This window comes from Streptomyces sp. IBSBF 3136, from assembly GCF_036815105.1.
Lineage (GTDB): Bacteria > Actinomycetota > Actinomycetes > Streptomycetales > Streptomycetaceae > Streptomyces.
Window position 1 is genome coordinate 15,662 of record NZ_JAJSZC010000059.1, and the last position, 20,906, is coordinate 36,567.

18 protein-coding genes, 1 rRNA gene, 1 pseudogene and 1 riboswitch are annotated in these 20,906 nt (G+C 70.6%); of the genes and pseudogenes, 7 read left to right on the top strand and 13 right to left on the bottom strand.

Translation table 11 applies throughout. The features are described 5' to 3' along the window. The first annotated feature begins 238 nt into the window (after positions 1-238). Positions 239-2,191 carry an amino acid transporter gene (locus tag V7E45_RS15430; RefSeq protein ID WP_333774727.1) on the top strand — a complete coding sequence of 651 codons (1,953 nt, stop codon included), beginning with the start codon at positions 239-241 and terminating at the stop codon, positions 2,189-2,191. A 63-nt stretch (positions 2,192-2,254) separates the two neighbouring features. Continuing rightward, positions 2,255-2,653 carry a TOBE domain-containing protein gene (locus tag V7E45_RS15435; RefSeq protein ID WP_333774728.1) on the top strand — a complete coding sequence of 133 codons (399 nt, stop codon included), beginning with the start codon at positions 2,255-2,257 and terminating at the stop codon, positions 2,651-2,653. A gap of 85 nt (positions 2,654-2,738) precedes the next feature. On the opposite strand, the gene V7E45_RS15440 is transcribed toward V7E45_RS15435, so the two are convergent. Then, the gene (locus tag V7E45_RS15440) at positions 2,739-3,227 is read right to left on the bottom strand and encodes a molybdopterin-dependent oxidoreductase (RefSeq protein WP_333774729.1); all 489 of its coding nucleotides are present in this window, start codon (positions 3,225-3,227) and stop codon (positions 2,739-2,741) included. A 202-nt stretch (positions 3,228-3,429) separates the two neighbouring features. Here V7E45_RS15440 and modA point away from each other — a divergent pair, with 202 nt between their 5' ends. The 4 genes from modA to V7E45_RS15460 all read left to right on the top strand — a co-directional run bounded on the left by modA (position 3,430) and on the right by V7E45_RS15460 (position 6,694). Beyond that, positions 3,430-4,251, top strand: a complete 822-nt coding sequence (modA, locus tag V7E45_RS15445; protein ID WP_333774730.1) for a molybdate ABC transporter substrate-binding protein — start codon at positions 3,430-3,432, stop codon at positions 4,249-4,251. Further along, on the top strand, positions 4,248-5,093 hold the full coding sequence (locus tag V7E45_RS15450) for an ABC transporter permease (protein ID WP_333774731.1): 846 nt from the start codon (positions 4,248-4,250) through the stop codon (positions 5,091-5,093). The genes modA and V7E45_RS15450 overlap by 4 nt, the downstream gene beginning before the upstream one ends. 67 nt (positions 5,094-5,160) lie before the next feature. Beyond that, positions 5,161-6,246, top strand: coding sequence for an ABC transporter ATP-binding protein (locus tag V7E45_RS15455; protein WP_333774732.1), 1,086 nt, complete (start codon positions 5,161-5,163; stop codon positions 6,244-6,246). Between the two features lie 28 nt (positions 6,247-6,274). Next, positions 6,275-6,694 carry a TOBE domain-containing protein gene (locus tag V7E45_RS15460; RefSeq protein ID WP_333774733.1) on the top strand — a complete coding sequence of 140 codons (420 nt, stop codon included), beginning with the start codon at positions 6,275-6,277 and terminating at the stop codon, positions 6,692-6,694. A 64-nt stretch (positions 6,695-6,758) separates the two neighbouring features. Here V7E45_RS15460 and gcvP read toward each other — a convergent pair whose 3' ends face one another. Then, positions 6,759-9,644: an aminomethyl-transferring glycine dehydrogenase gene (gene gcvP / locus V7E45_RS15465; RefSeq protein WP_333774734.1), complete on the bottom strand. Its 2,886-nt coding sequence runs from the start codon at positions 9,642-9,644 to the stop codon at positions 6,759-6,761. Positions 9,645-9,818: 174 nt separating this feature from the next. Next, positions 9,819-9,913, bottom strand: a riboswitch (glycine riboswitch). Between the two features lie 119 nt (positions 9,914-10,032). Between gcvP and V7E45_RS15470 the strand changes: the two genes are divergently transcribed. After that, positions 10,033-10,404, top strand: a complete 372-nt coding sequence (locus V7E45_RS15470; RefSeq protein ID WP_333774735.1) for a PRC-barrel domain-containing protein — start codon at positions 10,033-10,035, stop codon at positions 10,402-10,404. Here the strand turns inward: V7E45_RS15470 and V7E45_RS15475 are convergent. The 11 genes and pseudogenes from V7E45_RS15475 to rrf all read right to left on the bottom strand — a co-directional run bounded on the left by V7E45_RS15475 (position 10,326) and on the right by rrf (position 20,868). Then, positions 10,326-11,792: pseudogene (locus V7E45_RS15475) on the bottom strand (DNA polymerase IV). The gene V7E45_RS15470 and the pseudogene V7E45_RS15475 overlap by 79 nt on opposite strands. A gap of 91 nt (positions 11,793-11,883) precedes the next feature. Continuing rightward, positions 11,884-12,567 (bottom strand): MerR family transcriptional regulator, encoded by a 684-nt coding sequence (locus tag V7E45_RS15480; RefSeq protein ID WP_333774737.1) that lies wholly within the window; start codon positions 12,565-12,567, stop codon positions 11,884-11,886. Between the two features lie 262 nt (positions 12,568-12,829). Next, positions 12,830-13,303, bottom strand: a complete 474-nt coding sequence (locus V7E45_RS15485) for a bifunctional nuclease family protein (RefSeq protein WP_003988851.1) — start codon at positions 13,301-13,303, stop codon at positions 12,830-12,832. A gap of 85 nt (positions 13,304-13,388) precedes the next feature. Continuing rightward, positions 13,389-14,126 (bottom strand): transcriptional regulator FtsR, encoded by a 738-nt coding sequence (ftsR, locus tag V7E45_RS15490; RefSeq protein ID WP_333774738.1) that lies wholly within the window; start codon positions 14,124-14,126, stop codon positions 13,389-13,391. A gap of 40 nt (positions 14,127-14,166) precedes the next feature. Beyond that, the gene (locus V7E45_RS15495; protein WP_333774739.1) at positions 14,167-14,997 is read right to left on the bottom strand and encodes an FHA domain-containing protein; all 831 of its coding nucleotides are present in this window, start codon (positions 14,995-14,997) and stop codon (positions 14,167-14,169) included. Between the two features lie 190 nt (positions 14,998-15,187). Then, entirely contained in the window at positions 15,188-16,024 is an 837-nt protein-coding gene (locus V7E45_RS15500) for a DUF881 domain-containing protein (RefSeq protein ID WP_333774740.1), read from the bottom strand. A gap of 5 nt (positions 16,025-16,029) precedes the next feature. Next, on the bottom strand, positions 16,030-16,362 hold the full coding sequence (locus V7E45_RS15505) for a small basic family protein (RefSeq protein WP_003988855.1): 333 nt from the start codon (positions 16,360-16,362) through the stop codon (positions 16,030-16,032). Beyond that, the gene (locus V7E45_RS15510; RefSeq protein WP_333774741.1) at positions 16,359-17,276 is read right to left on the bottom strand and encodes a DUF881 domain-containing protein; all 918 of its coding nucleotides are present in this window, start codon (positions 17,274-17,276) and stop codon (positions 16,359-16,361) included. The genes V7E45_RS15505 and V7E45_RS15510 overlap by 4 nt, the downstream gene beginning before the upstream one ends. Before the next feature lie 147 nt (positions 17,277-17,423). Continuing rightward, a complete protein-coding gene (locus V7E45_RS15515; protein ID WP_333774742.1) occupies positions 17,424-19,919 on the bottom strand; it encodes a mannose-1-phosphate guanyltransferase in 2,496 nt (831 codons plus the stop codon). 113 nt (positions 19,920-20,032) lie between these two features. After that, positions 20,033-20,641, bottom strand: coding sequence for a CDP-alcohol phosphatidyltransferase family protein (locus V7E45_RS15520; protein WP_333774743.1), 609 nt, complete (start codon positions 20,639-20,641; stop codon positions 20,033-20,035). 110 nt (positions 20,642-20,751) lie between these two features. Next, a 5S ribosomal RNA gene (gene rrf / locus V7E45_RS15525) occupies positions 20,752-20,868 on the bottom strand. Positions 20,869-20,906: the final 38 nt, after the last annotated feature.

A 20,906-nucleotide genomic window follows, 5' to 3' on the forward strand; every position in this document is an offset into this window, starting at 1 on the left:
ACGCTCGGTGTCCGCTCCGCGAGACCGCGGTCGCGCCCTGCCCGCTGCCGCCCGGCGCGCCCACCGGCCTCCGGGCCTCCGCTTCTTGATGTGGCCGCCGCTCCCGGCGGAGCGTTCTTAACACAAGATTGATGCCCACCGGACCCGGATCCGTGGGCCCAGGCGTCACTCTCCGCTTACGCTGAAGCCGCCGTCCCGGTGATGGCCGAACAGCTGAGCCACACACAGGAGCACGCCGATGGTCACGACCGAGCACCCTCCCAGTCGCCTGCGCGCCTGGATGCTGGAGGGCCTGTCCGACATGGGCAAGCACGGCGGCCTCACCGGACCCCACGCGGAGCCCGAGCCCGCGCACCAGGGCCAGCGCTGGTGGCGCGTGATGTGCCTGACCGGCGTCGACTACTTCTCCACCCTCGGCTACCAGCCCGGCATCGCGGCCCTCGCGGCCGGCCTGCTGTCGCCCATCGCCACCATCGTGCTCGTCATCGTCACCCTGGCGGGCGCCCTGCCGGTCTACCGCCGGGTGGCCGAGGAGAGCCCGCACGGCGAGGGTTCCATCGCGATGCTGGAGCGGCTGCTGTCGTTCTGGAAGGGCAAGCTGTTCGTCCTCACCCTGCTGGGCTTCGCGGCCACGGACTTCCTGATCACCATCACCCTCTCCGCCGCCGACGCCTCCACCCACCTGGTGGAGAACCCGCACCTCACGAGCGCGCTGCACGGCTACCAGATGCTGATCACCCTGCTCCTGGTCGCCCTGCTCGGCGCGGTGTTCCTCAAGGGCTTCCTGGAGGCCATCGGCGTCGCGGTCGCCCTGGTCGGCATCTACCTCGCGCTCAACGTCGTGGTCGTGGCCGTCGGCATCTGGCACGTCGTCACCGCGGAGCACGTGGTCACCGACTGGGCCAACGCGCTGACCGCGGAACACGGCAACGTCTTCGTCATGATCGGCGTCGCCCTCATCGTCTTCCCGAAACTCGCCCTCGGCCTGTCCGGATTCGAGACCGGCGTCGCCGTCATGCCGCACGTCCGTGGCGACGCGAGCGACACCGAGGCCCTCCCCAAGGGCCGGATCCGGGACGCCAAGAAGCTCCTGACGACCGCGGCCGTCATCATGAGCTGCTTCCTGATCGCCACCAGCTTCATCACCACGCTGCTGATCCCGGAGAACGAGTTCAAGCCGGGCGGCCCGGCCAACGGCCGCGCGCTCGCCTACCTCGCCCACCAGTACCTGGGCGGGGCCTTCGGCACGGTCTACGACGTCTCCACGATCGCCATCCTGTGGTTCGCGGGCGCCTCCGCGATGGCGGGCCTGCTCAACCTCATGCCCCGCTACCTCCCGCGCTACGGCATGGCCCCCCACTGGGCCCGCGCCGTGCGCCCGATGGTCATCGTCTTCACCCTGATCGCCTTCCTGGTGACCTGGATCTTCGACGCCAGTGTGGACAAGCAGGGCGGTGCCTACGCCACCGGTGTGCTGGTGCTGATCAGCTCGGCGGCCATCGCGGTGACCATCGCCGCCCGCAAGGCGCGGCAGCGGCGCTGGACCGTCACGTTCGCGGTCATCTCGGTGGTCTTCCTGTACACGACCGTCGTCAACGTCATCGAGCGTCCGGACGGTGTGAAGATCGGCGCCTGCTTCATCGCGGGCATCATCATGGTCTCGCTGCTGTCCCGGCTGGCCCGCGCCTTCGAGCTACGGGTGACCAGCGTGACGATGGACCCGATGGCGGAACGTTTCGTCCGGGACATGGCCAGCCGCAAGATGCGGTTCATCGCCAACGAGCCCGACCGGCGCGACAAGGCCGAGTACCGCGACAAGATCGAGCAGATCCGCGCCGACAACGACATGCCCGAGCAGGACGACTTCGTCTTCGTCGAGGTGACGGTGACCGACCCCTCCGAGTTCGAAGGGGGCCTGACCGTACACGGCGAGGTCATGCACGGCCGGTACCGCGTCCTGAGCGTGGAGTCCGCCTCCGTGCCCAACGCCCTGGCCGCTCTCCTCCTCCACGTTCGTGACCTGACGGGCTGCACCCCGCACATCTACTTCGAGTGGACCGAGGGCAATCCGTTCGCCAACTTCCTGCGCTTCTTCCTCTTCGGTCAGGGCGAGGTGGCCCCGGTCACCCGCGAGGTGCTGCGCGAGGCGGAGCGCGACCGAGCCCGCCGGCCGCGCGTGCACACGGGCTGACCCCCGGCCGGCCCCTCGGCCCCAGGCCGCCTCTCCCCCACCGGTGGCCCTATCGTGACCCGCATGCAGTCCTACACGATCGGCCAGGCGGCGCGGCTGCTCGGCGTGAGCCCGGACACCGCCCGCCGCTGGGCCGACGCCGGCCGGGTGACCACCCATCGCGACGAGGCCGGACGGCGGCTCATCGACGGCAGGGACCTCGCCGCGTTCTCGGTCGAACTGGCCAAGGCGGGCGGCGCCGGCGAGGAGGAGGTCTCCTCCACCTCGGTGCGCAACGCCTTCCCGGGCATCGTGACCGCCATCAAGCTCGGTGACGTCGCCGCGCAGGTGGAGATCCAGGCGGGCCCGCACCGGCTGGTCTCCCTGCTCACCCGGGAGGCCGTGGAGGAGCTGGGCCTCGAGGTCGGCATGGAGGCAACCGCCCGGGTGAAGTCCACGAACGTGCACATCGACCGCGTCTGAGTCGGTTCCCGCAGTTCCCGAGCCGGCGGAGAGCCCCGTCAGTCCGGTCGCCCCGGCGCCGTGCGGGACGCGACCGGCGTGCGGCTCACGGAGCCGCCGCTGACGCGCGACCGGGTGTCGCGGGCAGTGGAGCGCCGAAACCGTACCCGCCGTCGACCCGTATCGCCGTGATGCCGCTGATGTGCCGGCCCCCGCACCGGTCCTGCGGAAGCACCAGTTGCGGGCCCGCCGCGTCCAGCGGGATGCCGTCGGCGGTGACGGCGAGCAGGACGGGGGCGTCGGCGAAGTCGGGGTCGATCTCGGCCCAGGACAGCAGGGCGCGGTGGCCGTCGGTGCCGGTGACGGCGATGAGGAAGCGCAGCCGGTCCTTGCGCCGCGCCGGGTCGAACACGGGCCCCGCGTCGGCGAGCAGGTCGTACAGGCGCGGGCCGGTGAACCGGTGATGCTGGACGCCGCTGGTCGCGCATTCGAAGCTGACCCGCACTTCGTGCTGCGGGCGGCGCAGCAGATCCGGGACGGTCAGCCGTGCCGGTCGGACCAGATCTCCGGTCAGGGCGAGTTCCGCGAGCTCCACCTGCGACCACCTCCCGGAAAACCGTACCCGCCGACGGGCGCTGTACAAACGCACATGCAAGCTACAAGTCGCGAGTCCGCAGCTCATGCAATGCGACAGGAGACTTACGGCTAGCAGATGCGGCAGTATCATCGCCACACGGCCGAAGCCCGGCCGTCGCAGGGCGCGACCGTTGTTCCCCGATCCCGAGGAGTAGATCCCGATGACCCGTTCCGTGCGCCGGACCCGGCGGATGCTGCAGCTGGCCGGTGCGGGAGCCGCCGCCCTGATGGCACTCAGCGCCTGCTCCTCCTCGTCCGACGACTCCTCCGCGAAGTCGGACAAGTCCGGCTCCGCCTCCCCGAATCTGTCCGGCACGGTCACCGTGTTCGCCGCGGCCTCCCTGAAGGAGAGCTTCACGGCCCTGGGCAAGCAGTTCGAGCAGCAGCACCCGGGCACCAAGGTCACCTTCAACTTCGGCGGCAGCGACGCCCTCGCCGCAGGCATCACCGGCGGCGCCCCCGCGGACGTGTTCGCCGCCGCCAGCCCCAAGACCATGGCGCTCGTGACGGGCAAGAAGGACGCGGTCGGCACCCCGGCCACCTTCGTCCGCAACCGGCTGGAGATCGCCACCCTGCCGGGCAACCCCGACAAGGTCACCTCCCTGAAGGACCTCACCAAGTCCGGTCTGAAGGTCGTGCTGTGCGACAAGACCGTGCCGTGCGGCGCCGCCGCCCAGAAGGCCCTCGACGCCGGCGACTTGAAGCTCACCCCGGTCTCCTACGAGCAGGACGTCAAGGGCGCCCTGACGAAGGTCGAGCTGAAGGAGGCCGACGCCGCGGTGGTCTACAAGACCGATGTGAAGGCCGCGGGTGACAAGGTGGAGGGCGTGGAGTTCCCCGAGTCGGCCAAGGCCATCAACGACTACCCGATCGCCCTGCTGAAGAACGCCCAGAACGCCGAGGCGGCCAAGGCGTTCATCACGCTGGTGCGGTCCGCCGAGGGCGGGCGGGTCCTGAGCGAGGCCGGGTTCCTCAAGTCGTGACCTCGCTCGACGAGCCCGGCGCCGCGACCCGCCCCCGCACGGGCGGGCCGCGGCGCCGTCGTGCCCGCGGGGTGCCGCTGCCCCTGCTGGTGCCCGGCCTCGCCGCCCTGGCGTTCCTGCTGCTGCCGCTCGTCGCGCTGCTCGTCCGCGCCCCCTGGAGCAGCCTGCCGGACCAGCTGACCAGCGCCGAGGTGTGGCAGGCGCTCCAGCTCTCGCTGGTCAGCGCGACGGCGGCGACCGCGCTGTGCCTCGTTCTGGGGGTGCCGCTGGCCTGGCTGCTGGCCCGGACCGACTTCCCCGGCCGCCGCCTGGTGCGGGCCCTGGTGACCCTGCCGCTCGTCCTGCCGCCCGTGGTCGGCGGGGTGGCGCTGCTGCTCGCCCTGGGCCGCAACGGCGTCGTCGGCGAGTGGCTCGACTCCTGGTTCGGAATCACCCTGCCGTTCACCACCGCGGGCGTGGTGGTCGCGGAGGCCTTCGTCGCCATGCCCTTCCTGGTCATCAGCGTCGAGGGCACCCTACGGGCCGCCGACTCGCGCTTCGAGGAGGCGGCCGCCACGCTCGGCGCATCCCGCTTCACCGCGTTCCGCCGGGTCACGCTGCCGCTGATCGCCCCCGGCATCGCCGCGGGCGCGGTCCTGGCCTGGGCCCGCGCGCTCGGCGAGTTCGGCGCGACGATCACCTTCGCGGGCAACTTCCCCGGCCGTACCCAGACCATGCCCCTCGCTGTCTACCTCGCCCTGCAGAACGACCCCGAGGCCGCCATCGCGCTCAGCCTCGTCCTGCTCGCCGTGTCCATCGCGGTGCTCGCCGGACTGCGCGACCGGTGGCTGACGGGATCCTGACGATGCCGTCAGGATGGAGGACGACGACCCCGCACCTGTGCCCCCCCTTGTGCCGACGGACGGACCCATGACCGACACCGACTCCCGCAAGCCCGACCTCGCGGTACGGGGCGAGTGGGGACTCGACGCCCGGCTCGTCGTGGACCGGGGCCCCTTCCGGCTCGACGTCGCCCTGACCGCCGCCCCCGGTGACGTCGTCGCGGTGCTGGGACCCAACGGCGCCGGCAAGACGACCGCGCTGCGCGCCCTCGCCGGTCTCGTCCCGCTCACCGACGGCCACCTGCGGCTGGACGGCGCATCCTTGGAGCACACACCGCCCGAGTCCCGCCCGGTCGGCGTGGTCTTCCAGGACTACCTGCTCTTCCCGCACCTGTCCGCCCTGGACAACGTGGCCTTCGGACCGCGCTGCCAGGGCACCGGCAAGGCCGAGGCACGCGCCCAGGCCGCCGCCTGGCTGGACCGCATGGGCCTGGCCGACCACGCCGGCGCCAAGCCCCGCCGGCTCTCCGGCGGCCAGGCCCAGCGCGTCGCGCTCGCCCGCGCCCTGGCCACCGGGCCCCGGCTGCTGCTCCTCGACGAGCCGCTCGCGGCCCTGGACGCCCGCACCCGGCTGGAGGTCCGCGCCCAGCTGCGCCGGCACCTCGCCGAGTTCGAGGCGGTCGCCGTCCTGGTCACCCACGACCCGCTGGACGCCATGGTGCTCGCCGACCGGCTGGTCGTCGTCGAGCACGGCCGGGTCGTGCAGGAGGGCACCCCGTCGGACATCGCCCGCCGTCCGCGCACGGACTACATCGCCCAGCTCGTCGGCCTCAACCTCTACCGGGGTCAGGCCGAAGGCCACACGGTGCGGCTCGACGCCGGGGCCACGATCACCACCACGGAGATGCTGTCCGGACCCGTTTTCGTGGCCTTCCCGCCGGGCGCCGTCACCCTGTTCCGGGACCGGCCCACGGGGGCCAGCGCCCGCAACCTGTGGCGCTGCGAGGTGGCCGGCCTGGAGACCCACGGCGACCAGATCCGCGCCGACCTCACCGGCGGGCTGCCGCTCGCCGCCGACCTCACCACGGTCGCCGCTGCGGAGCTCGGCCTGCACCCGGGCGCCGCTGTCTGGGCGACGGTCAAGGCGACCCAGACGCACGCGTACCCGGCCTGAACGCCCGCGCGCCCTACGGTGGGTGCCCATGACACTGAGCATCCGCAACCAGCTCCCCGGCACCGTCACCGAGGTACGCCCCGGCGGGGTCATGGCCACCGTCAAGGTCCGCCTCGACGGCGGGCAGGACCTCACCTCGGCCGTCACCCTGGAGGCCGTCGAGCAGCTCGGCCTCGCCCCGGGCACGGCCGTCCGCGCGCTGGTGAAGTCGACGGAGGTCTCCATCGCCACGAGCCGCGACGAGGGCCTGTCGATCCGCAACCAGCTGGCCGGGGCCGTCACCCACCTGGAACTGGGCACGGTCATGGCCACGGTGAAGGTCACCCTGCCCGGCGCCGAACTCACCGCGGCGATCACCAAAGACGCGGCCACCGACCTGGGACTGTTCGTGGGCTCCGACGTGATCGCCCTGATCAAGGCGACCGAGGTGGCGCTCGCCACCGCCTGACCGGGCGCGGGACGCGGGAGGGCCCCCGCCCTGCACGGACGGGGGCCCTCCTGTACTACTCGCCTCAGTCCTCGTAGGCGTCCAGCGGCGGGCAGGAGCACACCAGGTTGCGGTCGCCGAAGGCCTGGTCGATGCGGCGCACCGGCGGCCAGTACTTGTCGGAGGCCACGACACCGGCCGGGAAGACGGCCTCCTCGCGGCTGTAGGCGTGGTCCCACTCCCCGCCCAGCGCCCGCGACGTGTGCGGGGCGTTGCGCAGCGGGTTGTCCTCCGCGGGCCACTGGCCCGAGCCGACCTTCTCGATCTCCGCGCGGATGGCGATCATCGCGTCGCAGAAACGGTCCAGCTCGGCGAGGTCCTCGGACTCGGTGGGCTCGATCATCAGCGTGCCGGCCACCGGGAAGGACATGGTGGGCGCGTGGAAGCCGTAGTCGATCAGGCGCTTGGCCACGTCGTCCACGCTCACGCCGGTCGCCTTGGTCAGCGGGCGCAGGTCGATGATGCACTCGTGCGCGACCAGACCGCCGGGGCCGGTGTAGAGCACCGGGTAGTGCGGCTCGAGACGCTTGGCGATGTAGTTCGCGGAGAGCACCGCCACCTGGGTGGCGCGCTTGAGGCCCTCGCCGCCCATCAGCCTGACGTACGCCCAGGAGATGGGCAGGATGCCCGCGCTGCCCCAGGGCGCCGCCGAGATCGGGCCGACGCCCGTCTCCGGGCCGGCCGCCGGCTGCATCGGGTGGTTGGGCAGGTACGGGGCCAGGTGCCCGCGGACCGCGACCGGGCCGACGCCGGGGCCGCCGCCGCCGTGCGGGATGCAGAAGGTCTTGTGCAGGTTCAGGTGCGAGACGTCGCCGCCGAAGTGGCCCGGCTTGGCGAGGCCGACCAGGGCGTTGAGGTTGGCGCCGTCGACGTACACCTGGCCGCCGGCCTCGTGGACCTGGGCGCAGATGTCCGCGACGTGCTCCTCGAAGACGCCGTGCGTCGACGGGTAGGTGATCATCAGGACGGACAGCTCGTCGCGGTACTGCTCGATCTTGGCCCGCAGGTCGGCGACGTCGATCTCGCCGTCCTCGGCGGTCTTGACGACGACGACCTTCATGCCGGCCATCACGGCGCTGGCGGCGTTGGTGCCGTGCGCGGAGGACGGGATGAGGCAGACGGTGCGCTGCTCGTCGCCGTTGGCGCGGTGGTAGCCGCGCACGGCCAGCAGGCCGGCCAGCTCGCCCTGCGAACCGGCGTTCGGCTGGAGCGAGACCTTGTCGTAGCCGGTGACCTCGGCGAGGCGGTCCTCCAGCTCGTGGATGAGCGTCAGGTAGCCCTCGGCCTGCTCGGCGGGCGCGAACGGGTGCAGCTGGCCGAACTCGGGCCAGGTCACCGGCTCCATCTCGGTGGTCGCGTTGAGCTTCATGGTGCAGGAGCCCAGCGGGATCATGCCGCGGTCGAGCGCGTAGTCGCGGTCGGCGAGCCTGCGCAGGTAGCGCAGCATCGCGGTCTCCGAGCGGTGCTCGTGGAAGACCGGGTGGGCCAGGTAGTCGTCGGTGCGCAGCAGCGCCTCGGGCAGCGCCTCCTCGGCGGCCGCGTCCAGGGCCTCGATGTCCCCCTCGACGCCGAAGGCGGCGAAGACGGCGGCGAGCTGGGCCCGGTTGGTCGTCTCGTCGCAGGCCAGCGAGACCTGGTCCGCGTCGACCGCGCGCAGGTTGACGCCGCCGGCGCGGGCGGCGGCGACGACCTCGGCGGCCCGGCCCGGGACGCGGGCGGTGAGCGTGTCGAAGTAGGCGCCGTGGACGATCTCGACACCGCCGGCCCGCAGACCCTCGGCGAGGACCGTGGCGTAGCGGTGGGTGCGGCGGGCGATGGTCCTGAGGCCCTCGGGACCGTGGTAGACGGCGTACATGCCGGCCATGACGGCGAGCAGCACCTGCGCGGTACAGATGTTGCTGGTGGCCTTCTCACGGCGGATGTGCTGCTCACGGGTCTGCAGCGCGAGGCGGTAGGCCCTGTGGCCGTCGGCGTCCACGGACACGCCCACGAGACGGCCGGGCAGGCTGCGCGCGAACTTCTCGCGCACCGCCATGTAGCCCGCGTGCGGCCCGCCGAAGCCCATGGGTACGCCGAAGCGCTGGGTCGTGCCGATGGCGATGTCGGCGCCCAGCTCACCCGGGGAGGTCAGCAAGGTGAGCGCGAGCAGGTCGGCGGCGACGGTGACGAGCGCGCCCAGTCCGTGCGCCTGCTCGATGACCGGCTTGAGGTCGCGCACGGCACCGGAGGCGCCCGGGTACTGGACCAGCACGCCGTTGATCTCGCGCGCGGCGATGTCGGCCGGGATGCCGTCGGTGAGGTCGGCGACGACCACCTCCACGCCGGTCGGCTCGGCGCGCGTCTCGATGACGGCGATGGTCTGCGGCAGGGCGTCCGCGTCGACCAGGAACAGGCCCTTCTTGTTCTTGCCCATGCGCCGGGACAGCGACATCGCCTCGGCGGCGGCGGTGCCCTCGTCCAGGAGGGAGGCGCCGGAGGTCGGCAGGCCGGTCAGCTCGGCGACCATCGTCTGGAAGTTCAGCAGGGCCTCCAGGCGGCCCTGCGAGATCTCCGGCTGGTACGGCGTGTAGGCCGTGTACCAGGCGGGGTTCTCCATGACGTTGCGCAGCACGACCGGCGGGGTGAAGGTCCCGTAGTATCCGAGCCCGATCATGGAACCCAGGACCTGGTTGCGGTCGGCCAGCGAGCGGAGCTCGGCGAGGACCTCGGCCTCGGTGCGGGCGCCCGGCAGGTCCAGGGCGTCGGCGTTCTTGATCACATCCGGAACGGCGGCGGCGGTCAGCTCGTCGAGGGAGCCGTAGCCGACGTGCGCGAGCATCTTGGCCCGCGCCTCCTGGTCGGGCCCGATGTGGCGCTGCTCGAAGGGGATGCCCGCTTCGAGCTCGGAGAGCGGAATGCGATGGGCGGTCATTGCGGAGGCCTCCTGGTCTGACACGACCTTCGAGGGACACCACGGCGCGGGTGTCCCGACGGCCTCCCCCTCTGTCATCTCAACCTGAGAGCTTCACCGGGCGCCCGAAGCGCCCGGCTTTCACCGTCGGTGAGAGCGGACGCCGGCGACATCCGCTCTGCTTTCCAGAGTGACCTCGTCCGTGCGGTACGTGAGCCTGAGAGATTCCGGGGAGGATTTGCTCCTTCGGCGCCTCCGAGGTGGTCGGAGGACTCTCCCGCACGGGGTCAGCAGCCGCTGTCAGCGTACCAGCGAGGTCAACGCCCGAGCCCTCGAGTGGCCGCCTCCCCGAATGTGCTCTTTTGTTGTGCTTACGGATGAGTTGCGACCAGCTGGAGGGAGAGGGACCGTGCAGACCGACATCGATCCGCGCAACCTGATCGGCCGCAAGGCGTTCGACCGCAATGGCACCAAGATCGGCACCATCGACGAGGTGTACCTCGACGACGCGACGGGCGTGCCGGAGTGGGCGGCCATACGCACCGGCCTGTTCTCCCGGGACGCCTTCGTGCCCCTCGAGCCCAGCGAACTGGTGGAAGGTGCCCTCCAGGTCCCCTTCGACCGCTCGCTCATCAAGGACGCTCCCGACTTCGGCGTCGGCCGCCACCTCTCCCCCGAACAGGAACTGCAGCTCTACCACCACTACGGTCTCGATGTGATCCCGCCCCGCGCGTTCCCCGACCACGACTTCGGCAAGCTGGCGGGCACGGAGGAGACCTGAGCCACCCCTCACGGCGAAACCCGCGGCAGCGGGTCCGCGTCCGGCACCAGCGGCAGCGGATCGGCCGGCTCCAGCGCGGGCTCCTCCACCCGGAACGTCCGCACCCTCCCCGGCTCCGACAGAGGCGTCTCGAAGCGCACGGTCACCCGGCCCAGGCCGCTGCCCTGCACCCAGCCGTGGCCCCACTCGGCGTGCCGCACGTCCTGACCGGCCCGCCAGCGCCGCTCCACCGGCTCCGGCCGCTCCGCGACGGCCTCGGGCTCCGCTCCCGGTGTTCCCGCCGCCTCCTCCTCCGTCTCCGCCGCCCGCGAGGGCTGCGCAGCCTGCGCGAACAGGTCCTCCTGGGTGTAGTCGGCCAGCCCGGAGACACCGACGCCGAGCAGCCGCACCCCGCCCGTGGTGTCCACGGCCTCCAGCAGCCGCGCGGCCGCCTCCCGGATCACCGCCGGATCGTCGGTGGGCCCGCGGAGCGTCTCGGAACGGGTCAGCGTCGAGAAGTCGTAGCGCCGCACCTTCAGCACGATGGTCCGGCCCGACAGCCCCGCACCGCGCAGCCGCCCGACACACCGGTCGGCGAGCCGCTGCACCTCGAGACCGACCCGCGTCCGGTCGTGGATGTCCACGTCGTAGGTGTCCTCGACCGACACCGACTTGGTCTCCCGCTCGGCCACCACGGGCCGCTCGTCGTGGGCCAGCGCCATCGCGTACAGCGCGTGCCCGTGCGCCCTGCCCAGCAGCCGGACCAGTTCGTCCTCCCCCGCCTCGGCCAGTTCCCCGACCGTGCTGATCCCGGCCCGCCGCAGATGATCCCCGGTGGCCGGACCCACCCCCGGCAGGGTCCGCACCGACATGGGGCCCAGCAGCGCCCGCTCGGTCCCGGGCTCGATGAGCACCAGCCCGTCGGGCTTGGCCTGCTCCGAGGCGATCTTCGCGAGCATCTTGGAGGCCGCCAGACCCACCGACCCGGTGAGGCCCGTGGCCGCCCGTATGTCCGCGCGCAACTTCGCCCCGGCCAGCCGTGCCGAGGCCTCGTCCCAGGCCGCTCCCGCGGCCTCCAGGTCGACGAACGCCTCGTCCAGGCTCAGCGGCTCCACCAGGGGTGACAGCTCGCGCAGCAGCGCCATCACCCGCTCGCTGATCGACCGGTAGAGGGTGAAGCGGGGCACGAGATACGCGGCGTTGGGCGCCAGCCGGCGTGCCTGGGCCATGGGCATCGCCGAGTGCACCCCGAAGACACGCGCCTCGTACGACGCGGTGGCCACCACCCCGCGTGGTCCGAGCCCGCCCACGACGACGGCCTTCCCGCGCAGGCTCGGCTTGGACGCCTGCTCCACCGAGGCGAAGAAGGCGTCCATGTCGAGATGCAGGATCGTGGGCGCGTTTCTCACATGTCCGATGCTGCACCACGGCACTGACATTGCCCCGGCGGGGAACGCCGGGGCACGGAGGTCCCGTCGGACCGCCCCGCCGGACGCCGCGTCAGACGGCCCGGTTGCGCCGCCGCGCCAGTTCGTCCGCCGGGTTGGGCCCGACCAGCGTCTCCCCGGTGTCGACACGCTCACCGTGCAGCTGCGAGAGCGCGCTTTCCACGTCCCGCCAGACCACGCCGACGGCGATGCCGAAGATGCCCTGGCCGCCCTGGAGCAGCGCGTGGACCTCGTCGGGCGAGGTGCACTCGTACACCGTGGCGCCGTCGCTCATGAGCGTCATGCGCTCCAGGTCGCAGAAACCGCGTTCCCTGAGGTGCTGGACGGCCGTGCGGATGTTCTGCAGCGAGACACCGGTGTCCAGGAACCGCTTGACGATCTTGAGGACGACGACGTCGCGGAAGCTGTAGAGGCGCTGCGTGCCCGACCCGTAGGCGGCCCGCACACTCGGTTCGACGAGCCCGGTGCGGGCCCAGTAGTCCAGTTGCCGGTAGGTGATGCCGGCGGCCGCGCAGGCGGTGGGCCCGCGGTAGCCGATCTCCTCGGTCTCCATGGACGCCGCCCCTCCGCCGTTCGGCACCGCCGTCGGCCGCTGCGGGGCGGGGTCGACCGCGCTGCCGGAATGGGCGTACCCCCCGCGCGCACGCGGCTGAGAACTCGGGGGAGGGTACGGACCGCTCTCCCCGAACCCTCGTCCGGGGGCACCCCCAGCCGTACCGTCGCCGCTCGTTCTCACGCCGACCTCCGTCCTTGACCTGCCTTCTCGACGGTAGGCAGTCACCAGGGGTGCGTCAACGATCGCCACACTCGGCACGCCGAGTGATAATCACCCTAGGAGTGGTTTCCCGCACCTCACCGCGGGGAAAGGCTAGCCGAATGCTCTCGCGCAGGGCCGTAGGACGCTCTCAATGGCCGGTGGCAATTGCCGTGCCCGTGGCCGCCACGAGCCGCCGGCCCACCCCGTCGGCGGACACGCGGACCTCCCGGCCGGCCCGCCCTCACTGGCTGCTGCTGCCGAAGTCCTCGGGCGAGATCTGGTCGAGGAACTCGCGGAACTTCTCCACCTCGTCCTCCTGCTCGTCCGGGATCGCGATGCCGGCGTCGTCCAGCACCGTGTCGCTGCCGTAGATCGGCGTCCCGGTGCGCAGAGCGAGCGCTATGGCGTCGGAGGGACGCGCGCTCACCTCGACCCCGCTGGCGAAGACCAGCTCCGCGTAGAAGACGCCCTCACGCAGATCCGTGATGCGTACTTCGGTCAGCTCCTGGCCGACGGCCTCCAGCACGTCCTTGAACAGGTCGTGGGTCAGCGGCCGCGCGGGGGCCATGCCCTGCTGGGCGAAGGCGATCGCCGTCGCCTCCCCCGGCCCGATCCAGATGGGGAGGTAGCGGTCGCCCCCCACTTCGCGCAGGAGCACGATCGGTTGGTTGGAGGGCATCTCGACCCGGACACCTACGACATCGAGCTCGTTCACACAGCAACCCTAGGCCGTGCCCGGGACGTTTGGGTAGTCGGGCCGGGAACAGGTGGCCGATCCGGCCGCCGGCACACCCCGTCGCTCAGGGCAACCGGACGCCGAGCGCCGTCTGCACCAGCGACGCGTGCAGCCGCATGGTGAGCGCCGCCAGCTCCTTCGTGCGGGCCTCGGCGTGCGCGCGGGTCTGCGGATTGCGGTGGCGCCGCAGTGGGGCCACCACCTGGTCCACCAGCCCCGCCTCGCGGTCGGCCGCCGCCTTCATCAACCGCAGGTGACGCGGCCCGATACCGAACCGGCCCAGTTCGGACACCAGCGAGGCCACGGTGACGGCCTCGGCGTCGTACACCCCGTCCTCCAGCGGAGCGATGAGCCCGTACGACTCCCACTCCTGCAGGTCCCCCTCGGCGATGTCCGCCGCCGCCAGCAGCTCGCCGCGCCCGATCCGCGCCACCGTCGGCCGCTCGGGGAACTCCGGCACGTCCTCCCCGGTGCGCTGGCGCCCCACGACGGGCAGCGCGACCGCCTCGCCCCGCTCCATGGCGTCCAGGTGCTCGCGGATCACCTTCAGCGGCAGATAGTGGTCCCGCTGCATCCGCAGGACGTGAGCGAGACGCTCCACGTCCCCGGCACTGAACTTGCGGTACCCCGAAGGGGTCCGCTGCGGCTCGATGAGGCCCTCCGACTCCAGGAAGCGGATCTTGGAGATCGTGACTTCGGGGAACTCCTCGCGCAGCTGGTTCAGCACCGAGCCGATGCTCATCAGCCCTCTGTCCGTGGCGGCGGTACCGCTTCGGGCACCGCCGCTCGGTGTTTGAAGCATGGACCTTCCCTGGGGGTCCCCCCGGACGGAGTCCGGAGGGTCAGATGCCCTGCCGGCTCGCGTAGAAGACCAGCCGGTACTTGCCGATCTGCACCTCGTCGCCGTTCGACAGAGCGACCTGGTCGATCCGCTCCCGGTTGACGTACGTGCCGTTCAGGCTGCCCACGTCGGCCACCGTGAACGAACCGTCCCCGGCGCGCCGGAACTCCACGTGCCGACGGGAGACCGTCACGTCGTCCAGGAAGATGTCGCTCTGCGGATGCCGGCCGGCCGTGGTCAGATCGCTGTCCAGCAGGAAGCGGCTGCCCGAATTCGGGCCCCGCCGCACCACCAGCAGCGCCGAACCCACCGGCAGCGCGTCGACCGCGGCCTGCGCCTCGGGCGAGAGCATCGGCATCTGCGTCTGCCCGGTCACCTCGGCGTCGTACGCCTCGAGACCGGAGATCGAGATCGTGGAGGTGGTCTCGGACGGGCGCTCCGGCGTCACACCGGGACGCAGCGGCGCACCGCAGTTCGAGCAGAAGCGCGCGTTCTCCGCATTGCGGTTACCGCACCTCGTACACACCAGGACCGACATGGACGGATCCTCCTGCCGCGGCTGCCCCGCGGGGGCGTTGGAAGCGTACGGGCCCGGAGCAAACCCTCCACCCGCACTTGAGGTTGACGGTTGCCCGAAACCTATGCCGCCGGACTGGGCAGGGTCAACAGACGCCGCGCCCTGACCTCCGGAAATGTCACCGCCCGGACCAGCCACCTGGTCACGGAACAGCGGACGCTGGCCCTCGGCGTCAGGCTCTGCGCGATGACGAGCGGTCGCGTTGTCGCTGCCCTCTCGTGCGCTCTTGCCGAACAACTTCGCAAACAACTTCACGGGCGATTCCCCTTGACCGAAACAGACCCGCCCGTGGGGCAGGACGAACCCTGATTGCCTACACCGGCCGACCCGGACATCCTGACAACGTCCGTAGCCACCAGACAGTTTCCACCACGCACCGCCCCATCGGTGCGTCGACCCCCCGCAACCTCATGCCCGTGCCGGACGTCCCCCATGCACCGACGGTTCACTGGGAGGACGACCGAGCGTAGTCAGGCTGCTTCACCTGTCGCAAGGCATCCACGACGATCTTGCCGGACCGCTCGACGGTCGCCGTGGCCTGCTCCTTCTCCAGGGTCTGCACCACACCTCCAGGGATGTTGAGCGCCGGCTCCAGATCCTGCGACTTACCGATGACCTTGAAACGATAGGGGGCGTTGATCTTGTTCCCGTCGACGCTCACGCTCTTGCCGGAGTCGGTGAAATAGGTGCCCGCGACGACACGCACCCCGTTGACCTGAATCGCCTCCGCGCCGGCCGCGCGCAACTCCTGGATCGCGTCGAGCAGCATGTCCGCCTTGACCGTCCCCTTCGTGTCCTCGATCGTCATCGTGATGCCGGGACCCTGCGCCGCCACACTGCCCGTCAGAATGCCGAGTTGCCGTTCCTTCTCGGCGGTCTGCCGACGCGCCTCGGCCGCCTGGTCGGAGCTGCTCTGCAGCTCCTGGCGCTGCTTGTCGAGTCCCTGCTTCTCGTCCTGAAGACGCTGAGTACGGGAATCCAGTTCATCGAGGATACGAACAAGATCTTCCTGGCGTGCGCCGCGCAGCGCCCCGTCGCTGTCACTGTTCGACGCCACCTGCACGGCCAGCCCGAAGCCGAGACCGAAAAGCAGCAGCGCCACGATGAGTTGGGCACGCGTGATCCGCAGCGGCCACAGCCCCTTCACCAGCCGCTGCCGCCCGGTGAGCGACGCCTCGGCGTCCTCGGCGGCCGGCCGCTCGGGCTCGGGAGCCGCAGGCGGCACCTCGTCGGGCAGTTCCCTGCGCAGCTTGTTCTCCGGCTGCTCGTCCTGGTTGCTCATCGGTCTCACGCCCGGAAGACGTGCCGTCGGATCGCCGCGGCGTTGGAGAAGATCCGGATGCCGAGCACGACCACCACACCCGTGGACAGCTGCGCGCCCACGCCCAACTTGTCGCCCAGGAACACGATCAGCGCGGCCACCACCACGTTCGACAGGAACGACACCACGAAGACCTTGTCGTCGAAGATGCCGTCCAGCATGGCCCGCAGACCACCGAACACGGCGTCCAGCGCCGCCACGACGGCGATCGGCAGATAAGGCTCGACGACCGCCGGAACCTCAGGCCGGACCAACAAGCCGGCCACGACTCCCACGACGAGGCCCAATACGGCGATCACGATGTGCCCTTCTCAGTCTTCTCGGCGTTCCCGAACGCTGGCTCTGCTGTTCGTACGATCACACTCGGTGCGGAGGGCAACCGGACGTCGCTCTCCGTAGAGATGGTGGCGCGAATGGCGAAGTTCTGTTCCAGCGCATGCAGATAGAGCCCGTCCGCGCTGTTCTGGAACGTGTTGCTCAGCCGCTCCCCGTCCCCCACCGCCAGCACCGTGTACGGCGGCACCAGCGGCTTGTTGTCGACCAGTATCGCGTCGCCCGCCGCCCTGATGGCGGACAGGGCCGTCAGCCGCTGCCCGTTGATCGACACGGCCTCGGCCCCCGAGGACCACAGCCCGTTGACCACGCGCTGCATGTCCCGGTCACGCACCCGCCCGGTGTCGGAGAACCCGGAGGTCTCGCGCGGGTTCGCGCCGTCTCCGCCGCTGCTGGCCTCCTTGGCGTCGTCCACCACGAGCTTCACCCCGGGACCGTGCACCGGGGTGGCCCCCGAGAGGACGCCCACCAGATCCGCGTCGGCACTGCCGCCGCTCCGCTTCAGCGCCGCACGCTGGCGCGCGCCGACGTCGTCGCGCAGCCGGTCGACGTCCTTCTCCAGCTTGTCGGCGGCCGCCGTCTCCCGGTCGATGCGGTCGATCAGCTCCTGCCGCTCCTTGGCCACCGTGGGCGCCGCCACGCGCGCCTGCGCCGCACCCACGGTCACGACCAGCGCGGCCAGGACCAGCCCGGCCGCGAGCACCAGCTTCGCCCTGAGGGTCTTCGGCAGTCCCCCTTCGCCCTGGGCCTGCTTGCGGGCGGCGGCCTCGGCGTACCCGTCGTCGAGGCTGTGGTCCATGACGTTGGTGATCAACGACATGGAGGCATCGGGACGCCGCGGCGGCGAGGGGCTGCTCCGAACGGGGGGTGGCTGCGGCATGCCGCACATCGTCGCATGGCGCGAGCAGTACCTCCGAATGGCCCCTCCGGCGTGCCGGACAGGCCCCCTTGGGGACACTTGTCCGGCACGCGCGCGTGCGGTGCCATTTGCCGCCCGGAACGTACCGCCCGTGACCGCCGGTTCTACTTACCGGCCGGCGCTGTCCACCACCGCCGCCCACTCGTCCAGCAGCGCCTGCGCGGAGGCGTCGTCGGGGCCCTCGGCCCACAGATGGGTGACGGCCTCTGCCGGGTCGGGCAGCACCATGACCCAGCGCCCGTCGCTCTCGACGACCCGCACCCCGTCCGTCGTGTCGACGGAGCGGTCCCCGGCCGCCTCGACGACCCGCCGCATCACCAGGCCCTTGACGGCCCACGGGGTCGCCAGGTCCCGCTTGAGGACGTGCGCACGCGGAATGCGCGCGTCGATCTGGCTCAGCGTGAGCTGGGTGCGCGCCACCAGACCGATCAGCCGTACGAACGCCGCCGTGCCGTCGTACACGCCGCTGAACTCGGGGACGATGAACCCGCCCTTGCCGTCGCCACCGAAGATCGTGCCCTCTTCGCGGCCCACCCGGGTCAGGTCGTCCGGAGACGTGGTCGTCCACTCGACCTGCGTGCCGTGGTAGGCCGCCACCTGCTCGGCGATCCGGGTCGTGGTGACCGGAAGCGCCACCCGGCCGCTGCGCCGCTCGGCGGCCACCAGGTCCAGCATCACCAGCAGGGCCCGGTCGTCCTCGATGATCCGGCCCTTCTCGTCGACGAGCGAAAGCCGCTCGCCGACCGGGTCGAACCGCACACCGAACGCGGCCCTGGAGGACGCCACGATCTCCCCGAGCCGTACCAGCCCGCTGCGCCGTATCTCGGCGGTCTCCGTGGGCCGGGACTCGTCGAGACCCGGGTTGATCGTCAGCGAGTCCACGCCGAGCTTGCCCAGCAGGCTCGGCAGGACGAGGCCGGCACTGCCGTTGGAGGCGTCCACGACGACCTTCAGGCCGGACTCCGCTATGCCGGTCGTGTCGACGTTGCGCAACAGCGAGCCGGTGTAGGAGTCGAAGACGCTCGCCGGGAAGTACAGGTCGCCGATCTCACCTGGGAAGGCCCGGCGGTACTCCTGCCGCGCGAAGATGCGGTCCAGCTTGCGCTGGCCGCCCTGGGAGAGGTCGGCGCCCTGCCCGTCGAAGAACATGATGTCGACGGAGTCCGGCACCCCCGGCGACGTGCGGATCATGATGCCGCCGGCGCTGCCTCGCGCGGTCTGCTGCCGCGCCACGGGCAGCGGCACGTTCTCCAGGTCCCGTACGTCGATGGCGCTGGCCTGGAGCGCCGAGATCACCGCCCGCTTGAGCGCACGCGCGCCTCGGGAGTGGTCTCGGGCGGTGGTGACCGTGGACCCCTTCTTCAGCGTGGTCGCGTAGGCGCCGGCCAGCCGTACGGCCAGCTCGGGGGTGATCTCCACGTTCAGGATGCCGGTGACACCACGGGCGCCGAAGAGGTTCGCCTGTCCTCTGGACTCCCAGATGACCGAGGTGTTGACGAAGGCACCGGCCTCGATGGTCTTGAACGGGTAGACCCGCACATTGCCCTGAACGATCGATTCTTCACCGATCAGGCACTCGTCACCGATGACCGCGCCGTCCTCGATCCGGGCCGCCCGCATGATGTCGGTGTTCTTGCCGACGACACAGCCACGCAGATTGCTGTGCTGGCCGATGTACACGTTGTCGTGCACCACCGCCCTGTGCAGGAAGGCACCGCTCTTGACGACGACGTTGGAGCCGACGACGGTGTGTTCGCGGATCTCGGCGCCGGCTTCCACCTTGGCGTAGTCGCCGATGTAGAGGGGTCCGCGCAGGACGGCGTCCGGATGCACTTCGGCGCCCTCGGCCACCCAGACGCCCGGGGAGATCTCGAATCCGTCGATGTCGACGTTGACCTTGCCCTCGAGCACGTCGGCCTGGGCCTTGACGTAGCTCTCGTGGGTGCCGACGTCCTCCCAGTAGCCCTCGGCGACATACCCGTAGATGGGCTTGCCTTCCTTCATGAGCTGCGGGAAGACGTCGCCGGACCAGTCGACGGACACGTCCGCCTCGACGTAGTCGAAGACTTCGGGCTCCATCACGTAGATGCCCGTGTTCACCGTGTCGGAGAAGACCTGCCCCCAGGTCGGCTTCTCGAGGAAGCGCTCGACCTTGCCTTCCTCGTCGACGATCGTGATTCCGAACTCCAGCGGGTTGGGCACCCTGGTCAGGCAGACCGTGACGAGTGCGCCCTTCTCCTTGTGGAAATTGATCAGGTCCGTGAGGTCGAAGTCGGTCAGCGCATCGCCGGAGATGACGAGGAAGGCATCGTCCTTCAACGCCTCTTCGGCGTTCTTGACGCTTCCGGCGGTACCGAGTGGCTTCTCCTCGTTGGCATATGTGAGCTCCATTCCGAGCTCTTCGCCGTCGCCGAAGTAGTTCTTGACGAGCGACGCCAGGAACTGCACGGTGACAACGGTCTCGTTGAGCCCATGCCTTTTGAGCAGCCTCAGCACATGCTCCATGATCGGGCGGTTGGCCACCGGAAGGAGCGGCTTGGGCATGCTGGAGGTCATAGGGCGAAGGCGAGTGCCTTCGCCACCGGCCATCACGACGGCCTTCATGTCGGGAGCGTCCTCCTATAGAGACGACGGTCTAGCCGACTTCACCCGTCAAGATTGTCCCGCAGTTTTGGGCAGCGGGCCATCGGGCCACTTTGTCCGGACAATCAACGAGCTCAATCGGTCACGGCGTCCGCGCGAACCAGGCGACGGACTTGTACCACGTAGAGCACTCCTGCCCACCAGTAGAGGGTTGTACCCCATCCCGCGAACGCCCATCCGAAAACAGCGGCGAGTGACGCGATCCATCCGTTTCCGTCACTGAGCAGCAGCAACGGGAAGGCGCACATCAGGTTGAACGTGGCGGCCTTCCCGAGGAAGTTCACCTGCGGCGGCGGATAGCCGTGACGCCTGAGGATGCCCACCATCACCAGCAGCATCAGCTCGCGGGCCAGCAGAAGGGCGGTGAGCCAGACAGGGAGGATCTCCCGCCAGGTGAGGCCCAGCAGCGTCGAGAGGACGTACAGCCGGTCGGCCGCGGGGTCGAGCAGCCGGCCGAGGCTGCTGATCTGATTCCAGCGCCGGGCGAGCTTGCCGTCCAGATAGTCGCTGACCCCGCTGAAAGCGAGCACCAGGAGGGCCCAGCGGTCACTCTTGGGGCCACCGAACTCGGGCCTGAGGATCAGCCACAGGAAGACCGGTACGCCGACGAGCCGGGCCATGCTGAGGATGTTGGGGATGGTGAGGACCCGGTCTGTCTGGACACGGGTCTCCTGGACCTCCACCCGGGGGCCTCCTGTGCGAAATGAGCCGACGATGCCCCCTGACCCTACCTCAACGCAAAAAAGCTCCGGCCCCTGGGCAGTTCTGCCCAAGAGCCGGAGCTTCAAAAGGAGTTCGGCGGTGTCCTACTCTCCCACAGGGTCCCCCCTGCAGTACCATCGGCGCTGTGAGGCTTAGCTTCCGGGTTCGGAATGTAACCGGGCGTTTCCCTCACGCTATGACCACCGAAACCCTAATGGTTTCGAGCGAACAAGCACACTTTTTACT